The following is an 18,338-nucleotide window of genomic DNA, read 5'->3' as shown; positions in this document are numbered from 1 at the left end:
GTAGCGACAGCACATAATTTCCTCAGTTGGCCGTGTTTCCAAATCGCTTATCCATCTCATCCGGCAATATGGTCAACCATATGCCGGGAGTCAGTTGCTCATTGATACCATGGTTTTCGAAAAACTTAACCAGTTCGTGCAGTTGCCACACAAGGGCAGGCGGTCTCTCCATAAGCGCGAAGGCAGGGTTTCGCTCGCTATCGAAGAGATAAATGGTGTCTCCTGCCCCCTGAATGCCCCAGTGATGCAGTAGGTAGATCTGCCGGTAGTACGGCAGGTTAAGGTAAAACCGCCCGAAAGCTCGCTCCTTACTGTATCAGTGATTGCGGAAATGCTGCTGAAGCGGCAGGTCACCTCCCTCCTTATCGAACTCAGTCAGACAACGTAGTTCAGCAAAGCCATCTTCCAGAGGCATCTGCTCTAATCGACGGTAGCATTGAATGAACTGGATAACCGTTTCGGTGGCGAGGGTAGGCATCATACTACTGGCTAATTTGTACTGGTGACGGCTACTGTAACTGCCCGGCGACAGTGCGGAAGCTGCTGAGGGCGGCTTCCAGATTCTCGACGATTGACAGGGCTAATTCATCGGGGTTGGGCAGGTTGTCGAGGTCGCTGAGGCTGTCGTCTTTGAGCCAGAAAATGTCCAGGCTGGTTTTGTCCCGCGCCATGATGTCCTCGTAGCTAAATCGCCGGAATCGCTCGGTTTCCTGCCGCTGCTGCCTGTTGTCGGGGTTGTAGGCCGTGATAAAGGCCGCGAGCTGATCGTAGCGAAGTGGGTTGGTTTTGAGCGTGTGCTTGACGTTGGTCCGGTAATCATACACCCACACGGCTTTGGTCCAGGGATCTCGGCTGGCGGGCTTGTTATCGAAGAAGAGGACGTTGGCTTTCACGCCCTGGGCGTAGAAGATGCCCGTTGGCAACCGCAGAATGGTATGCAGGTCTGTGCTACGCAGCAACTGCTTACGGATGGTCTCGCCGGCACCGCCTTCAAAAAGAACGTTGTCGGGCAGCACCACCGCCGCTTGTCCGTCGATTTTGAGCATCGAGCGGATATGCTGCATGAAGTTGAGTTGCTTGTTGGAGGTGGTGGCCCAGAAATCCTGCCGCTGGTAGGTCAGGGCTTCCCGCTCCTGATCACCATCGTCATTGGTGAGGGTAATGCTGCTTTTCTTGCCAAAAGGCGGGTTGGCCAGGATATAGTCGAACCGTTGCGTGGGTTGTTCGAGCAGGCTGTCCCGACGGTCAATGGGTGGCTCGGAATTGAGGTCGCCGATGTTGTGCAGGTACAGGTTCATCAGGCAGAGCCGGGCCGTATTAGGCACGATCTCCCAGCCTTTGAAGGTGTTGTACTTCAGAAATTTCTTCTCCTCGATGTCCATCGGCAGTTGGCTCAGGAAGTCGTGGGCGGCCAGGAAAAAGCCACCCGTGCCGCAGGCCGGATCAGCAATGGTTTTCATGGGCTGTGGCCGTACACAGTCGACCATGGCCCGGATGAGCGGGCGGGGCGTGAAGTACTGCCCCGCGCCCGACTTGGTGTCTTCGGCGTTCTTTTCGAGCAAGCCCTCGTAGACCTCGCCTTTCACGTCGACATCGAGCATGGTCCAGGTTTCGGCGTTGATGAGCTGCACGAGTTTGTAGAGCTTGGCCGGGTCCTGAATCTTGTTCTGGGCCTTGAAAAAGATCTGTCCGATCATGCCCTGCTGACGGCCCAGTTCGAGCAAAATATGGATGTAGTGCGCTTCCAGGTCAGAGCCGGTGCGCCCTAGGAGGCTATCCCACGATAGGTCGGCGGGGATCTGGGTATCGCGCGAATGGGGTGGCTTGCTGTATTCGTCGGCCATTTTCAGAAACAGCAGGTACGTGAGCTGTTCGAGGTAATCGCCGTAGCCCATGCCGTCGTCGCGGAGGGTGTTGCAGTAGTTCCAGATTTTCTGAACGAGGGAATTGGTATTGGTCATGTTACTCAGTTGGAATCAATTGTTGGCGGCCAATGTCGGTCAATACATATCGGCCTGATTTTTTAGACCCGGCAAATTGGATCAGGTTGGCGTCACGCAGGATTTCCAGATCCCGACGGATGGTCTTTTCATTGACCCCGTATCGGTCGGCCCACTGCGTTGAACGCAGCGGTTTATCCTGGGCGATGTCGGTTAAGATGCCCTGAATACGCTGCCGGGACGACTCACTTATTAGGACATTTGTTGGGACATTTATTAGGACATCGGCTTGCTTATTAACCGATTCGCCCGCCTGTACGTCGGCACTGGGGGCGACCATCGCGTTCATCAGCCGCTCGTCGAGGGGGATGATGGTGCGAAACATATCGCCCTCGATAAACTGGGCTTCTTTGCCGTTGGCGTAGGCACCGATGTACTTCGTTACCTTCCTGACGCCCGACCCCAACTGATCCATGAAGCCGGTCTCTTTGAAGAAATTGGCCAGCGTGGGATTTTTGGTACGGGGCGTGAACGTGTCGGGATCAATGGCTCCCTGATGAAAGGCGCGGTTAGGGTTCTCGAACACAACACGGTCCCGGTAGATCATCATGCGGGCCGTGAACCCGCTGCTGTATTCGCGGTGGGCCAACAGGTTGACGATCACCTCGCGGAAAATGACCCCCCGGATGCTGATGCGCTGCGGCCCTTCCAGATAGAACGGGTCGTAGAGGTGCTTGCCCACAAAGTTGATAAGCCGGTCGTAGGTATTGAGCAGGTTGTCGCGGATGTAGTCGCGGTCGTCGTAGCGATCCTCATCGACGCGGCGCAGCAGGGCATCGACAAAAAACTGAGGTACGTTGGTCAGCAGGGTCTGGGGCGTACCGAAGAGCAACGCAGCGGCGAGCGTGTAGCCTTCCTTGCCCGTCTGCACGTCGCGCTGCCAGAACCCACCGCTACGAAGCATGGCCTCGTCGGTCATGGTGGCCCAGGGGTGTTCCTGATCGCGGTAGACCTGCGCTAGCCGCCGGGCGCGTTGCAGCGTTGCCGGGTCGAAATCGGCGAGCGTCAAATATGGGAACACCTGATTCTCTGAGAAGTAAGCAGCCTTGCGGAGGTACATCAGCCGCAAGCTTTCGGCATCGGTAATCTTAAAATCGCCGTCGGCGCTGCGGTCGTAAGGGTGGCCTTTAGTGCGGTGGACCTGCGAGCCGGGCGGCACCGGTAAGTAGAGCACGATCTTATCATCGATCTCTACGGCCTCCGGGAAGAGCATACAGATGGGCGACAGCTTTTCGGGGCTGTTGGCGGTAGTGACCAGGTCTTTGGTGAGTTTGCTCACCTTGTCGGGGTCTACGCCGGTGACGGTGCCGTCGTCGCGCACGCCGAGCAGGATGGTGCCGCCCTCGCGGTTGAGAAACGCGCAGATGGTCTCGAACAGCGACCGGGGCAGGTCGGTGCGGGCTTCTTTGAACTCGACGGTTGGCCCTTCGCCCTGCCGCAGCAGTTGCCGAATACGATCAAGGTCGGTCATGCTACGGACGACGCAGGTACGTCGGCTTTCAGGAACGTACCAGTAAAGGCCTGTTTCAGCACACTCTGCCGCAGCCGTTCAGCGCGCTGGAGTTCAGCACGTAATGTTGTCTCCAACATATCGGCTTGCGATAGCCGCGCTTCAATCTCTTGAACAACGCGGATTTGTGTGGCGAGGTCAGGGACAAATAAAGGTAAAGCATCAATACTCGGCACATTCAAATTGGGGCGTCCAACGCCCGCGCTACTATCCAAAAAGTGTCTTTGGGTTGTAGGGTTGGCGAGACAATAAAAAAGGAATTTTAGTGATAATCTTTCATCGACTCGATATTGAATGAGAAAAGCACCGGGTATCGCCTTAATGTCATCATTGAAAATTGTATACGTTCCAATACTGCCAGTGCGAGTAATCAATATGTCCCCTTTTCGACATTTATATTTCTCGAATTCTTTGTCGGAAATATTAAGTTTAGGGGCTCGAACAGTGTCAACTTTCCCCCGTGAATCAATGTCCGTTGTTCTTAAAACTACGATACCGTCGCGAGAATAATCATCTTTTGAAAAACGGGGGCCGTACATTGAAAACGTTTTAAAATCACCCAATCTCGCCCGTTCCCAATCAGAATTATTCAAAAAACGGTGCAAAACAGCCTGCCGGTACGTTTTGAGCCGCCGCAGAGCCGTTTCTACTTCCTGAACACCCGCATCAATCTCGGAGAACAATTCTTCAATTTTGGCAACGATGAGTTGTTGTTCGGCAAGGGGTGGCAGGGGAATCTTTACCTGTTTAAGCAAATTAGGTTCAATGCTTTCAACGGTAGTCCCTGCCTTAGAACAATTCGCCAGTATCTGCTGGTTGTTCAGCACGATGTAGTAATAAACGTACTGAGGAAGTATGTCTGCCGCGAGAGATAGCGTTTTAATGTCTTGGTTAACTGTCACTTGCTGTAAAGTGATTGCAACAGGCAAAACACGTCTCAGGATACCGCTACGGGTCACAAACAACAGCGAGGGGGCGTCAACGTATTTCGTGCTAGAGTTAGCTACCGCTTCAGAAGTTATTTTGTCTTCTGTGTCATGAATATACATCGACTTCATATCCTTAGGCGAGACCCAGAGCACCGTGCCGTTCTGCCAAAAACTATGATTCGCCTTACTTGGAGTGCCCCCACCTGACCACGTACCTAGGTCACCCAGATTCATCCACTGCCACCCTTTGGGCAATTTAGGCTTGTCAGTTGACGGTGAAGTAGTTAGAGCAGGTTCGGGTTGAAAAAAGGAAAGTTGGTTGGTAATCATTGAGCTAAAGTAAACCGTATTGACCTATTTTGATTAGTTTAAAGTCAATTTCTCGGCTTCAATAAATAATTTCCCAATATCTTCTGAAAAAGTATCGAGTACCTTACATAAGGCTACGTTGTCAACTGTGTTCTCAAAATTGAGGAACAAAGTAGTTATCTGCATTATTGCTACAGCAGTTGAGTGTCCTGGTATTGTTAACCCTTGTGTGCTGGGACCTGTAGACAAGACATCGTCCTCGATTCCAAGCAAACCCAAACTAGTGTGAAATCGCATTGGGCCTGCATGAATGTTATGACTGGCCCACTTATAATATGGACTCATATGTAGGAAACCAGACTTCTTGGCAATGTCCACAAATTTTGGATCACGATGTTCTTCTGATGAAGCCCAACCATATTCTTTTTTGTAGAATTTGGCATCGTTGTCATCGAAGGCTACTTCAGTAATAACATCTTTTTCCGACTGTTTAAGGTCTTCTAATTCTTTTTCATCAACTGGCAATACACCTAAAGCTAAAAAATGCTCTTGATACATTTTAGTCGCCTTATTTCTATCCACGACTTCATGTAATAGATAACGCTTTGCAGTTTCTTGTCCTTGATCACTAATGTAATAGGCTACTACTATTAATTCGTGTAAAGACCGCCACCTCGCATGTGCTCCATCAGCGTAACCGGCTCTAAGCAAAGTTAGTATTTCATATCCGATCTGGCAGGAACGAGCGTGTAACCGAGCTACTACGTCAAAAACGTAATCTTGATTTTTTGACGCTTCGTCTCTCAAACAATCATTTATATTATCACCAGCCTCAACCGCAATCACAAGTAAAGTTTCAAGCAAATCAAGTGATTTACCCCAGATAGAAGCAATTTTCTTTTGAAAATTAAGCTCAATTCTCTTGTGCTGCTTCAACATTCGAGGCGCATCTTTTTTGAGAGAGGATGTCAATTCTTCTGAAGCAATATCAACTGATTCATTAAGCAAACTGGGAATAGAGTTTTCTATTTGTTGAACAATAATCTCTAATTCTTCTTCTTGAGAGAAATTAATAATGATATCATCGTCGATTCCAGGAATATCGATATCAAAATTATCAGAGTTTTCTTGTTCGGAAAGTTGCACCCTCAAATGTTGTAACTGGCTTTCAGTCAGTAAATACCCTGCTTTTTCGACCTGGTCAGTAATGATACGAATTTGCCATTCCAAAGGGTTAAACATCTTCTCAACCACTTTATCGAACGCGTCCTAAAAAGTTCTCATCTGATTGATTATAAGTCAATGTGTTAGCACTGAAAAGATTAAAGCTTATGTTGTTATTCCTGAATTTAGTTTATTTTCTAAACGTGCAAATATTGTTCATATGCGGCATAAACCGGACCACCTAAATTACCCCACAACGTATCGACGAGCAATGTGCAACAGGCAATACTACCTTCTACACTATGGCATGATACTAGTGCATATATAAGCGAGGGGGTAACATCACGATACCTAGCCTCACTAGGCAAAAAGTTGATGTCCATATTATGCAGTCAACGCTTCGTTCAGTTCATCAATTAACGCTACACTCTCGTCGCCAAATAGCTTCCACATGCGGCCCAGGCCACCGCGGTCGGCGAAGGGAGCGTACTCGAAGGCATCACGGTCGAGGTGAAAGCTGTTGGCCACAACGTCGCGCATCATCCGCAGCCAGGTCATCTGCTCGTCCGAGAACTTGAGCGAACCTGCCTGCTTGCCAAATACCCACGTCTGGAAATTGCGGCCCACCGTCTGATCGTAGGGCGTTAGCTCCGCGTCGATTTCTAAAACCCGCCTTATGAGCGACACCAGGGCCACCAATTCGCTTTTGGGCGAGGGTACGTTCACGGCCTCCAGCGTCTGAAACGCCAGCCACACCCGCTCCGGCATCAGCACCGGCTGATCGGCCTTTAGTCGGTCCACCAGTTCACGTACCATACGGTGGGTCAGTTCGCGGCGGCGGAAGGGTGCCCCGTAAAACAGTTGAAGGGCCATAATCTCGTCTTTGTGGGCTTCCAGGTACGTTCTGAACTGTTGCACCAACTCGGTAGCCTGTTCCAGGGCGTTGGTGTCCCAACCCGAAAACCGCACCGCGTCGAGGTTTACGTGGTCAATCACCTGATCGTGTTGCCGCCGCACGGTCTCGATGTAGTCGCGCAGTTCGGCACTGTCGAAGGGGCGCGTCGCCGCGTCGGCCAATTGCTCGCGGGCCTCGTCGAGCAGCGCGGGCGGGTATCCTTCCTCCGTGAGTGGGTACGTTGCCTTCGCCCGTTGCTCCTGGCAGTCGGCATCATCCACGTCGAGCAGTTGTTTCACCAGGTCATTGATCGTCTGCCCCGCGTTCAGGTCGGCAAATCGGCTCCGTTCCGTGGGATTCAGTTGCTTTTCAAGCCGGGTCAGCCGGTTCGCCAGTGACAGCAGCACGTCTTCGCTCCGGTCACCCATCACTACGCTCATCATCAGGTCTTTGAGCGCTACCCCCGGCTTGCGTTCCAGCGGTCGGCTGTCAGTTTTCAGGCTCCGCGTCACGCCCACCGCATCCACAATCACGAAGTGCGTTTTGTTGCCCACCGCCGAGGGCGTCACCCGCAGCAGGTCATCCGAACCAAGCGTCCGGGTACCGCGTCCCTTCATCTGTTCAAAGTAAGACCGGCTCTTCACATCGCGCATAAACAGCAGACACTCCAGCGATTTCACGTCGGTACCGGTCGCAATCATGTCTACCGTCACGGCAATTCGTGGGTAGTAGGCCGTGCGAAACTGACTGAGTACGGCGGTAGCTTTCTCTTCGGTGTTGCCGTAGGTGACCTTCTTGCAAAACGCGTTGCCCTCGCCAAATTCTTCGCGCACAATGCGGATGATGTCTTCGGCGTGGCTGTCGGTCTTGGCAAAGATGAGCGTCTTGGGTACCTCATATTGCCCCTGACTGTTAATCCGGTTCGGGAAAATAGCCTCCTGCAACGCCCGCCGAAACTCACGAACTACGGTACGTATCTGGTCGGGATTCACGATATCGCGGTCCAGTTGCCTGCCACCATAATCGAGTGGCTCGTCGATCTGCTCCCAGCGTTTGCGGCGCGTTTGGCGGTCGCGCAGTTCAATGTATTCCCTGGCCCGCAGCCCCGCTCCCGCCGCCGTAATTTCCGTTTCGATGGTATAAACATCGTAGGGTACGTTCACGCCGTCGGCCACGGCCCGCTCGTAGGTGTACTCGCTCACCACGTTCTTGTTAAAAAAGCCGTAGGTACGGGCGTCGGGCGTGGCGGTAAGGCCAATCAGAAACGTGTCGAAATAGTCGAGCACCTGCCGCCACAGGTTGTAGATGGAGCGGTGGCACTCGTCGATAATGATAAAATCAAACGTCTCTACCGGCACTTGTGGGCTGTAGACCACCTCTTTGGGTGGCCCCGTCAGGTGCAGTTCATTCAGCGACGTCTCCTCAGCCGAGTCATCCAGGTGGGTGCCACGCAGGATCGAATACATGCGCTGCACCGTGCTGATACACACCTGCGCATCGGGGTCGATGAACGACGCTTGCAGCCTTTGCACCGTGTAAAGTTCCCGGAAGCTGCGCAGATCGTCGTTGGGCATAAACGCCTGAAACTCCGTTTCGGCCTGCTCGCCCAGGTTCTTGGTATCCACCAAAAAGAGAATCCGCTTGGCTTTGGCGTGTTTCAGCAACCGATATACCGACGTAATCGCGGTGAAGGTTTTGCCCGCCCCGGTGGCCATCTGGATCAGGGCGCGGGGACGGTTCTGGGCAAACGACTGCTCCAGGTTAGTCACGGCCCTAATCTGGCAGTCCCGTAGTCCGTCCGTTTGCAGGGGCGGTAAGGTGGTTAATTGCTGGCGCAACGACAGCGGCTGCCGTGTCCACTCACGAAGCTGATCGGGCCGGTGGAAATAGAACAGGTCACGCGCGCGGGGAGCCGGGTCGCGCAGGTCCGTAAAGTGGGTTTCAACGCCGGTGCTTTCGTAGAGAAACGGCAGTGGTTCCCCCTGCTGCTGCCATCGGAGGCGGCTACTGGCATATTTACCCGTCTGCTCCTCAACTGGTGTCAAGATCACGCCTTCTTTTTTCGCCTCGATCACCCCCACCGGCTTACGGTCAACAAACAGCACATAATCAGCCGGACCGTTGTCGGTATGGTATTCCCGGACAGCCACGCCAGTACCGGCAGAGGGATTAAACTGTTTTACTGACTGGACCAGCCAGCCAGCGTTGGCAAGCATCCGATCAATCGTTTGTCGGGCCTGCTGTTCAGGATCAAGGGGCATGAATAACCTTCGCCTAGATGCACTATCGATTAGCGTACCTGTAAATATACAAATTTGCCCTTCTTATCAACGTGAAGTTATTGTAGGGTACTTGCCCTGGTTTGGGCAGGTTCACAGCCCTTCTTTGCAGTCGAATTTTTCAACGTTGTACAAAAGCGTATTTGTACGAATTGTTGAAAATAGAAGCAATCTGGTTATCAGACTCTTTGCTACTTAGTCTCTCATTGTTCATTCTTTGTGTCATCAGCCAACTGGAAACGTCTTATTCGGCCTGGAAATAGAAATTACTGACGAAAGGTAGCGTTTCTTCCAGATAGACGGCACTAGGGGCAATCACGTCATCCTTCCGAATTTGACTATCAGGAACATTGTAGGGGAGCGTGTGCGTTATTGTCTATCAGATAGCCAACCTCGATACCTGTGTCCGAACTAACCACTACTCAACGTCGAAAACGTCGAGAAAAAGAAAATCGCCGCCAGCTCATTCTCGATACGGCAGAACGGCTTATGCTCGCTACCGGACAGATGGATCTGAACATGGATCAGGTGGCACACGAAGCCGAACTCGCCAAAGGGACGCTTTATCTGCATTTTCGTAGCAAAGAAGAAATTTTGGCCATACTGACTATCAAAGTGAGGCGGCTATTACTCCAAGCGTTCCAGCAGGCTGTTGAGGTTGAGAAACAACCACTGCGCCAACTCGAAGCCCTGTTGTGGGCATGTTACTATTTTTTTGGCAAAAACAAGCTTTATTACAACCTGTTAGCGTTTCACGAAAGCGGCAACCACTCGACCGATACGCCCGAATTAAAAGAGAGTAGTCTCGCCATTACGGCACTCATTCTCGACATACTGAACCGCGCCAAAGCTGAAGGTAGCCTCGCCTCAACTGCCAATCCAATGGACTTGGCCTTCGTGATTTGGGGAACCGTCGTGGGTATGACTCAATTGATCGACGCAAAAAGTGCAATCATGGAAGCTGACCATGAGATCGAACAGACCCGGCTCTACAGCCACTTCGTTTCGATGATGATCAAAGGCGTTCAGTAAATTTTTGAACTATGTTTGACCACAAGTCGTTTCTTGACTGACGGTCAAATTTTAGATAATTTATATATGGCTCTCTCATCGCATCATTAACCCACTTATCCATTTCCTAGTCAGAATCTCTGTTTATGAATCACACTGCCGACGTACTTATCGTGGGCGCAGGCCCTACCGGTCTAGCCCTCGCCAATGCTCTTGCCCACCATGGCGTTTCGTTCTCCCTAATCGAGCGCAAACCGCACCTCTCGACCCACACCAAAGCCACTAACCTCATGCAAGGCATTCAGGAGAAACTGGCCATTTATAACCTACTCGACCCAATGCTAGTCAAGGCCGGGAGCCTCGAACGCCTTGGCATGTACGGCTATGGCCAAAACCTCGGCCCGGTCTCGTATTGGCGAAACGATTCGCCGTTTCACAGCGTGCTACTGTTGGGGCAACACAACATTGAACAAGGCTTCAACCAATCACTGACGGAACAAGGCGTAGCCGTACGATTCGATAGTGCGCTGGTCGATCTCAAGCAGGATCAGCAGGGCGTTACGGTTACGATAAACGAAGATGGCATCGAACGGCTCGAACGGTACAAGTACGTGATCGGTGCCGACGGCCCGCGCTCAATCGTGCGCACCTTCACGAATCTCGATTTCACGCCTACCAAAACTGGCGTTACGGTACGGCAGGTAGATGCCCGCTTGACCTGGAAACGCCCGACATCAATGAAGCAGATGTGGCTATTCTACTATGACGGCGGCTTTGGCGTGGTGATCTCGCTGCCCGATGGTATCACCAAAATCATGAGCTTCGATGATTCCCATGTCATCCCTGACCGCACCCCTACACTCCCCGAGATGCAAACAGCCCTGCGGCAGTTCAGCGGCGACGACTCGGCCACGCTCGAAGACCCAATCTGGTTCAGCTACGGCGAACTGCTCACGGGCTTGGCCCCGGCTCTCATCGACGAACGAGTGATTCTGGCGGGCGATTCGGGCAATCCCATCCTGCCCAACGGGGGGCAGGGGTTGAACACAGGCATTCAGGACGCGGTGAACCTAGCTTGGAAGCTGACCGACGTTCTCAAGTTCGGGGCCAACAAAAGTCTGCTCAAAACCTATGAGATCGAACGGCTGGGCTTTAGAACCGAACTCGAAAAAGGGCAGAATTCGTCGCTGAAATACATCGTTCATCCGCCGAAGTTGGTGCAATGGGCCGTTAAAAAATTTGGCCGGTACGGTCTTAAAAAAGGTGGCGATGCGATGATCCGGTTCTTCAGTCAGTTAGGTGTCGAGTACCTCAAATCGCCCCTTACGGTCGAAAAAGTGGGTACCAAGGGCATCCGGGCTGGGCAAAACATTCAGGATGGCGACCTGCTGGAGGCCAAAACCCGCCGGGAGGTGTCGCTGTTCGGTCTGCTGGCTCAACCTAACTGGAAGCTGCTTTATTTCGACAAGGGAGTGGGTATCTCGGCTGAGCAAGCACGCTCTGTTAACGCGCTTCCCTACCCGTATCTGGACACGTACCTGATCTCGTCGTCGGTGAAAACCGCCGCTACGCTTGACAACTTGTTTTTCGACCTGGAGGCCATTGTGCATCGGACATACATTATTTCGCAGCCCATGTTCTACCTGGTTCGACCCGATAACCATGTGGCCCTGCGCACGACTTCGCTGGTTGACGTACCGATCTATCTCAACAATCTTTACCCACAGGCAGCGACTCAGTCAGCCGTTGTTTTATAAAAGTTTAAATGCAATATGGCGGAGTAAAGTAAAGCCGAGCTGTAAGCAGCTACTTTGCTCGCTGACTATGCCGTGAGTTTTCTCGGCAAACTGAGAGGCATCCTGGCAATTGGGGTTTGTCAGGATAGCCTTTCGGTAACTTTCATAATTAGACAGATGCGCTATGGCCAATCAAGTACGAATACGAAATAGAGGTGATGCGGCGGCTTAAAGGTGGTTGAGTAAAGAGTCGGCTTAAATTTGGTCAAAACGATTTAGTGGGCGTATCCGCATGGCTATCGGTTAACTACGGTTAAGGTATAGCAACGGTTAGGTGTTGAACAAACACTTCCATGAAGTGAATAGCTTGTATTGGTCCATTCTAAAAGTCGAATGATATAAAGCAAAGCGTGAACACTGACAACTCAACCTTTACGAGCGTCCAGGTAGGCTTTGATTGCTTCCTGCACAATGTCGCGGATGTCTTTGTCCTCATCGAGTGATACTTGGCGAACGGCCTTGGCCATCGCCTTAGGAACCTTTACGTTGAACTGGACCAGATCGTCAATCACTGAGTTATTGGTACTTTCTCGCTGGGGTGTTTTATCAGGCTCCGCTACTGGGTTTACTTCCTGGATGGGCGCTTTGTGCGGTTCGGTTTTGAGTTTCTCGGCCAGCCTTGCCTGGCGTTCCTTTAGCGATTCTGCCATGGTATCGGTTGATTAAATTTGATTGATAATTTCGTCGGCCAGATCCGCCATTTCCTCATGGGCTTTGCCGTCTTCTAACTGGACGATTCCTCCCGCTATTACGGAACGGATATAGCTTACTCGCTCGTGAATCCGCGTGTTGAGCGTTGGAATTGGGTACGCGTCTAAGATGTCCTTGATCTCCCGGTTCATCGACGTGCGTGGCTTCACCATGTTCAGTACAATGCCGGCTTTCAGATCAGGTCGCTCGGCCTGGCATTGCTGTAGCAAGGCCATCGTGGCCTTCAGTGCCATCGCATCGAGGTAGCTAACTTTGGTGGGCACGAGTACAAAGTCAGATACCGAAAACAGGTCATTGAGTCGGTTGGTCAGGTACGGGGGTGTATCGATGATGATAATGTCCAACTCCGGGTATGACCCTTCCAACAAGGCTTCATAGCTGACCAGCGTAATGCCGTCGAGCAGCGTTTCGAGGCCTTGTACACTACCCTGCAAATCGGTGTCGACAATGCCAACGCGCTTGATGTCCTTGAGGTAGAAAGCCAGATTCAGGGCCAGTGTCGTTTTGCCCACTCCACCTTTCTGATGAGCTACCGTAATTATTTTCATGGTCGGTTTAGCGTCTAAAATCGGTGGTAAGTAGGCGAAAAAAGCGGGCGAATCAAATAGTTGGCTATCTAATTTATAGGTTTATAGTTAACTAGTCAACTATCCAATTCATTTACAGACTATTGGCAATTTGAGTTATTTTAATTGGTCAGTTAGCTAACTACTAGTTTGCTAGCGTTACCGTTCGCTCGAAGGCGAAAATGGCAAGTGTCCGTTGCGTTGTCGTGAAAATGTCGGACGCTTTCACGGGGGAAAATTGCCCTGCTCTGGGCGTACCGACAACATACTGATAAACCGTAATGGGAAGTGAGTAGACGACCTGCCTACTAGACGTACCAGCAATTGCCCGGTCAATGACACTGACAGCAACATAATCCTTCAGTAGGTCTTTCTTTACGGTAAAATAGCCTCCATTACTACTGCCGTTGGGAGTATAAGTGACGGCATACGTACCTAAATCGAGACGGTCGTATGTTCCAGCCGTACCGGCACCGGAGAGGTTGATTTGTACAGAATCGCCTTTGGCCGTCACATCCAGTGAGTACGCGTTCGCCTTGTCACGACCTTCTGCATAGTTATTATCTAGCTGAAGTCGAATGCCCATGTACTTCCCACTGACCCGGATAGCGGCGTTGGTAGATTGTTCGTTCCGCTGCTCAATTGACAGAGGAACGTCAGCATTTTTGGTCGAGCAGCCCGTGAATACAGACAGACTTCCTGCGAGGCTGATGGTTGCTAGTGTACGAGTTACTATAGTATGCATAGCGATAAGAGAGGATAAAGTATGGACAAAAGTAGGACTGTGCCCTGTGATTGAAAAGCATTGTTTGCTATCGAAACAGGGCGACTAGTCCTTCACCAATTGAGGATAGATTCTATATCTTTGACAATCAGTCAATTAATTAATTATTTGATAGTATTCCAATAATTTTTTACTCTAAAATATTTAATTTATTAAACATTATTCTAATCTTTGTCCTGTCATCTGGCCGGAGACATAACGCTTTTTCAACTAATCCATGAAACGAATAACTACCGTTTGGCGGGGGCTGTTGCTGCTTGCGCTAACGACCAGTTCAACTTTTGCCCAGGTCGTCAACCAGACCAAAGGCATTGGGGCCGGTGTGCAGGTACTCACGCAGACGACCAAAGATTTACAGGACTATTTCCGACCAATGACCACGGTTATGTACGTAATCGCAGCCATCGTCGGGATTTTCGGGGCCTTCCGCATTTATTCCAAAATGCAGGCGGGCGATCAGGACGTCCAAAAATCAGCCGTCAACTGGGGTGGGTCAGTGCTGTTCCTACTGGCGTTCGCCGCCATCCTGGAGGCAGTCTTCTTCCAAACGCCCTAACCGTATCCCAATGATGTTCAAACTAAAAACGCTCCTGCTGATGGGGTGCTTAACGCTGGCTTTTGCGGCCAGTGGTCAGAACGTAGACTTGTCGGGGAACCCAGTTGCATCAGTCGGCATCGACGGGCAGTTTACCAATCCAATCTTAAGCCGGATGCCTACCTTTTTGAGCTTTGTCTGGGCTGTCTGTGGGCTGATAGCCTTGCTGGGTGGCCTGCGGATTTATGCCCGTGTGCAAGCCGGAACGGGTGATTTCGCCGTAGAGAGTTGGCGGCTAGGATCAGCCGTGATCGGCTTAGCCATCATCGCATCCTTTTTGCAAGGGTGGGTTAGTTACCGGATGCCCAGCGTCACCTCAGCCCGGTTCGGAACCGATAAGCTGATCTACCGAGGCGGTGACGACAACTCTGAGATCGCTAATCCGGCAACCGGCTCAGTAGGGGCAACACCGTACCAACCCGGCACTGATGCCGGTGTAGACTCCATCCGGAATTATTACCGCAACACGTCTGACTCGCTCAGACCCTATACGCAGATGCCAAAGTGATCCTGCTCTTCGACGAATTTCAGGCCTACGGGCTGGTGAAATCAATTGGGTTATGGCTGTGCGCGCTGGCGGCGATCATTGCCGGGTACCGGATCTATCAACAGTGGAACCGGGGCGAAGACGTGGAAGGGCCGCTGGTGCTGTGGCTAACCAGCATTGCCTTTTGTGGCGGCGTGGTCTTTCTGGTGGACCGGTTTATACTAAGTGGTGCCTTTTCGTCGTCCTTTGGCGGGAGCGATTACATGGCCCAGGTCTACACGCAGTCGATGGTTGTGGAGAGTAGTCGGGCGGCGTTGCTACTGGGCATCGTGGTGGCTATTATCGGTCTGATTCGCGTGTTTCAGAAATTTCGGCGGGGTGACGACGACCTCTATGACTTCATGTTTAAATGGTTTGGCTCATTGGCCTTCCTCTTCCTGATGAGTTCCATTATCTCCACTATGCTATGAAATCCTTTCCCATCTACCGGGGTGCCGACAATGAAATTGAGTTTCGGGGACTACGGGGTATTTACTTCTACTATGCAGCCGGGGGCCTGATTACATCCGTCTTCACGACCCTGTTCGGCTACATTCTGGGCGCACCAATTTTACTGGCTATGCTATGCTTATTGGTGGGCGGATCAGGTACGTTGTTTTGGTGCTATTCCCGGAACAACCGCTATGGCCGGTGGGGGGCCGTAAAGCAACCCATCCGGCAAGCGAAGCCCTCGTTTGTCTGTCAGCACCAGTCGTTCAACCGGCTCATTCCCGTCCGCAACACCTTTACTCGTAAAACCCGATGAAAAAAAGTAGATCGCTAGCTGATCTCTTCCCAATCCTCTGTATCGACGAGGTTACCCACTTCATCGTTTCTAAAAACGCCGACATCACGGCGGCATTTGAGTTGACGTCGCCGGAAATTTTTGCGGTGGCTGACGGGGAATACGATACGCTGCACGACATTCTGGTCAGGGCGACCAAGGTGTTACCGGTTGGCTACATGGTGCATAAACAAGACTTCTTCATTGAAGACGTATATACACCTACGTTCGGAAGCGACTTTTTGCGTACGTCGAATTACGTAGCCTGGGAAAACGAACGTCATTTCACGGATCGGCCCTACCTGCGGCACCGGTGCTACCTCTACGTGACACGCCCAGCAACGCCGCCACTGAAGCGAACAAGTAGCCAGTCCTCGCTCCTGCGGCGGCATTTAGTGCCTAAACACATGCTTGACGCCAAAACTTGGGCTGAGTTTACGGACGTGGTCAATCAGTTTGCCGCCATTTACCAGGATTCGGGTAAGTTGAAATTGAAGCGACTTGGGCCGGGTGACTTGCTGGATAACAAAGAGCAAACCGGTCTATACCAGCGGTACTTTTCGCTGTCTCTGGATGACCCGACGTTGTATGATGTTGATCTGACAGACGGCCTGCATGTTGCTGGTCAGAAGACGTATACTTACGCCATCTCGGAACTGGGCGACTACCCAAACGAGGTGTACAACTCGGCCCGGCTGGAGCAGTTTTCGACCGACAGCAGCCACTTCCCCATTTCGACCGGCTCGGCACTGGGTATGTTGCTGCCGTTCAACCACATCTATAACCAGGTGATTCTGATTGAGGATGGCAACGCCCTGACCAACCAACTGGTGAAAGAAGTGAAACGGCACCATTCGTTTGCAACCTGGTCGAAGGAGAATGAGGTCAGTATTCGCTCGAAGGACGCGTTTATGGAAGAGGTGAAGGATCGGAACCGGCGGGTGGTACGGTCGCACTACAACGTGCTGGTTTTTCATCACGATCCCGACGTGGCCGATACGTACCGGTCGCAAACGGCAGCCGCCATCTCGAAACTCGGCTTCAAACCCAAATTAGCCAATTACGACGCGGAGACGCTGTTTTGGTCGTGTATTCCCGGCAACATCGCCGAGATTGGGGCCGATAATCTGGCCACCTGTTTTCTGGAAGAGGCCACGGCTCTTTGGAATATGGAGACGAACTACCGGGATGATTTTTTCTGCAAGAATGGGCTGCTGCTGACGGACCGCTTCGGCAGGCCCTGCATGGTCGATCCGTTTTTCGGGCCGATGGAACGGGGCATCATCGCCAACCGCAACTTCATGGTGATTGGGCCGTCAGGATCGGGTAAGTCGTTCACGATGAACAACATGGTCTACTACCTGCTGAGTCACGGGGTTCATATCAGCCTGGTTGACGTTGGGGGATCGTACAAACGACTCTGCGCGATGATGGGCGGTCGTTATATTACCTACGAACCCGATAACCCGATTGAGTTCAACCCGTTCTACAGTGCCGATCTGGACCCGGACGAAGAAACAAAAGACGCCCTGGCCAACCTGCTGATGGCACTGTGGAAGAAAGACGGTGAACCTGCTACTAAAGCCGAGGAGGTAACCATCGCCAATATTGTGCATGAATATTACGGGACCATGCGCCGGGCGCGGCAGTCAGGTGATGACGCCTTCACATGTTTCGACAGTTTTTACGAGTTTACGCGCGATACATACCCGGCCATTTTCGAGCAGAACATGGGATCAGTCAAGGAGTTTGATCTAAACAATTTTCTCTATGTACTCCGGCCTTTCCACGCCGACAATCAATACGGTTACCTGTTGAATTCGCGCCGGAATATCGACCTGATGGAGTTGCCGTTCGTGATTTATGAACTGGACAACATCAAGGATCACCCCGTACTGTTTCCGATCACGACCATTATGATCATGAATACGTACGTGCGTAAGCTGTTCAGTGTCAAGGGTGTTTTGAAGATGTTGATCATCGAGGAAGCCTGGAAGGCACTGGCGAAAGAGAACTTTGCCCAGTTTCTCAAGTGGTGCTCCAAGACGGTTCGGAAACATTACGGGTCGCTGGGCGTGGTCACGCAGGAAGTAGATGACCTGGTTGGTAATGCAATCGTGAAGGATGCCATTATCAATAACTCGCCGATCAAGTTTCTGCTCGACCAGCACAACTACGAAAAGCGGTTTTCGGAAGTGATGCAAACGCTGTCGCTGTCGGAAAAGCAGGCCAACATTATTCTGAGCATCAACAAAGGCAAAGACGCGAACCGACCAGCGTACAACGATATGGCCCTGCTGCTGGGTGATTACTGCAAAGTGTACGGTGTGGAGGTGAGCAGCACGGCCTACGGCACCTTCACCACGGAACGCTCAGAGGTAGAGGCGATTAATGACCTTGCCAGCCAACACTACGGCAATGACCTCGAAGCGGCCGTGAAGGGCTGGGCACGGGGTGAGCGGGCCGACGGCTAACCAAG

General features: G+C 51.7%; 16 protein-coding genes. 7 read left to right on the top strand and 9 right to left on the bottom strand.

Annotated features, from left to right (window positions below; translation table 11 throughout):
* Positions 1 to 316 precede the first annotated feature (316 nt).
* From J2I48_RS28275 to J2I48_RS12750, 6 genes are all read right to left on the bottom strand, one after another.
* Positions 317 to 481: a hypothetical protein gene (locus tag J2I48_RS28275; RefSeq protein ID WP_229376201.1), complete on the bottom strand. Its 165-nt coding sequence runs from the start codon at positions 479 to 481 to the stop codon at positions 317 to 319.
* A gap of 28 nt (positions 482 to 509) precedes the next feature.
* Complete coding sequence (locus tag J2I48_RS12770; protein ID WP_207335846.1) at positions 510 to 1,961, bottom strand: class I SAM-dependent DNA methyltransferase; 1,452 nt, start codon at positions 1,959 to 1,961, stop codon at positions 510 to 512.
* 1 nt (position 1,962) lies between these two features.
* Complete coding sequence (locus J2I48_RS12765; protein ID WP_207335845.1) at positions 1,963 to 3,471, bottom strand: RNA-binding domain-containing protein; 1,509 nt, start codon at positions 3,469 to 3,471, stop codon at positions 1,963 to 1,965.
* Positions 3,468 to 4,769: a restriction endonuclease subunit S gene (locus J2I48_RS12760; RefSeq protein WP_207335844.1), complete on the bottom strand. Its 1,302-nt coding sequence runs from the start codon at positions 4,767 to 4,769 to the stop codon at positions 3,468 to 3,470. The genes J2I48_RS12765 and J2I48_RS12760 overlap by 4 nt, the downstream gene beginning before the upstream one ends.
* Positions 4,770 to 4,802: 33 nt before the next feature.
* Entirely contained in the window at positions 4,803 to 5,990 is a 1,188-nt protein-coding gene (locus tag J2I48_RS12755; RefSeq protein ID WP_207335843.1) for a DUF5677 domain-containing protein, read from the bottom strand.
* Positions 5,991 to 6,296: 306 nt separating this feature from the next.
* Entirely contained in the window at positions 6,297 to 9,068 is a 2,772-nt protein-coding gene (locus J2I48_RS12750; protein ID WP_207335842.1) for a type I restriction endonuclease subunit R, read from the bottom strand.
* A 420-nt stretch (positions 9,069 to 9,488) separates the two neighbouring features.
* Here J2I48_RS12750 and J2I48_RS12745 point away from each other — a divergent pair, with 420 nt between their 5' ends.
* Together J2I48_RS12745 and J2I48_RS12740 are read left to right on the top strand one after the other, a co-directional pair.
* Positions 9,489 to 10,118 carry a TetR/AcrR family transcriptional regulator gene (locus J2I48_RS12745; protein ID WP_207335841.1) on the top strand — a complete coding sequence of 210 codons (630 nt, stop codon included), beginning with the start codon at positions 9,489 to 9,491 and terminating at the stop codon, positions 10,116 to 10,118.
* Positions 10,119 to 10,243: 125 nt separating this feature from the next.
* The gene (locus tag J2I48_RS12740) at positions 10,244 to 11,854 is read left to right on the top strand and encodes an FAD-dependent monooxygenase (RefSeq protein WP_207335840.1); all 1,611 of its coding nucleotides are present in this window, start codon (positions 10,244 to 10,246) and stop codon (positions 11,852 to 11,854) included.
* A 404-nt stretch (positions 11,855 to 12,258) separates the two neighbouring features.
* Here the strand turns inward: J2I48_RS12740 and J2I48_RS12735 are convergent, their stop codons facing one another.
* From J2I48_RS12735 to J2I48_RS12725, 3 genes are all read right to left on the bottom strand, one after another.
* Positions 12,259 to 12,543 carry a hypothetical protein gene (locus J2I48_RS12735; RefSeq protein WP_207335839.1) on the bottom strand — a complete coding sequence of 95 codons (285 nt, stop codon included), beginning with the start codon at positions 12,541 to 12,543 and terminating at the stop codon, positions 12,259 to 12,261.
* A gap of 12 nt (positions 12,544 to 12,555) precedes the next feature.
* Complete coding sequence (locus tag J2I48_RS12730; RefSeq protein ID WP_207335838.1) at positions 12,556 to 13,152, bottom strand: nucleotide-binding protein; 597 nt, start codon at positions 13,150 to 13,152, stop codon at positions 12,556 to 12,558.
* A 163-nt stretch (positions 13,153 to 13,315) separates the two neighbouring features.
* Complete coding sequence (locus tag J2I48_RS12725) at positions 13,316 to 13,915, bottom strand: hypothetical protein (protein WP_207335837.1); 600 nt, start codon at positions 13,913 to 13,915, stop codon at positions 13,316 to 13,318.
* A gap of 256 nt (positions 13,916 to 14,171) precedes the next feature.
* Here J2I48_RS12725 and J2I48_RS12720 point away from each other — a divergent pair, with 256 nt between their 5' ends.
* From J2I48_RS12720 to J2I48_RS12700, 5 genes are read left to right on the top strand one after another with little or no spacing between them, the layout of a single operon-like run.
* Positions 14,172 to 14,510, top strand: a complete 339-nt coding sequence (locus J2I48_RS12720; RefSeq protein WP_207335836.1) for a DUF4134 domain-containing protein — start codon at positions 14,172 to 14,174, stop codon at positions 14,508 to 14,510.
* Between the two features lie 10 nt (positions 14,511 to 14,520).
* Positions 14,521 to 15,057 (top strand): DUF4134 family protein, encoded by a 537-nt coding sequence (locus J2I48_RS12715; RefSeq protein WP_229376199.1) that lies wholly within the window; start codon positions 14,521 to 14,523, stop codon positions 15,055 to 15,057.
* Positions 15,054 to 15,506, top strand: coding sequence for a DUF4134 family protein (locus tag J2I48_RS12710; RefSeq protein ID WP_207335835.1), 453 nt, complete (start codon positions 15,054 to 15,056; stop codon positions 15,504 to 15,506). The genes J2I48_RS12715 and J2I48_RS12710 overlap by 4 nt, the downstream gene beginning before the upstream one ends.
* Positions 15,503 to 15,841, top strand: a complete 339-nt coding sequence (locus tag J2I48_RS12705; protein WP_207335834.1) for a DUF4133 domain-containing protein — start codon at positions 15,503 to 15,505, stop codon at positions 15,839 to 15,841. The genes J2I48_RS12710 and J2I48_RS12705 overlap by 4 nt, the downstream gene beginning before the upstream one ends.
* Positions 15,838 to 18,333 (top strand): TraG family conjugative transposon ATPase, encoded by a 2,496-nt coding sequence (locus J2I48_RS12700; protein ID WP_207335833.1) that lies wholly within the window; start codon positions 15,838 to 15,840, stop codon positions 18,331 to 18,333. The genes J2I48_RS12705 and J2I48_RS12700 overlap by 4 nt, the downstream gene beginning before the upstream one ends.
* Positions 18,334 to 18,338 lie beyond the last annotated feature (5 nt).

It is taken from the genome of Fibrella aquatilis, from assembly GCF_017353255.1.
In the GTDB taxonomy this organism is placed as follows: Bacteria; Bacteroidota; Bacteroidia; order Cytophagales; family Spirosomataceae; genus Fibrella; species Fibrella aquatilis.
This window is presented reverse-complemented; position numbering and strand designations above follow the sequence as displayed.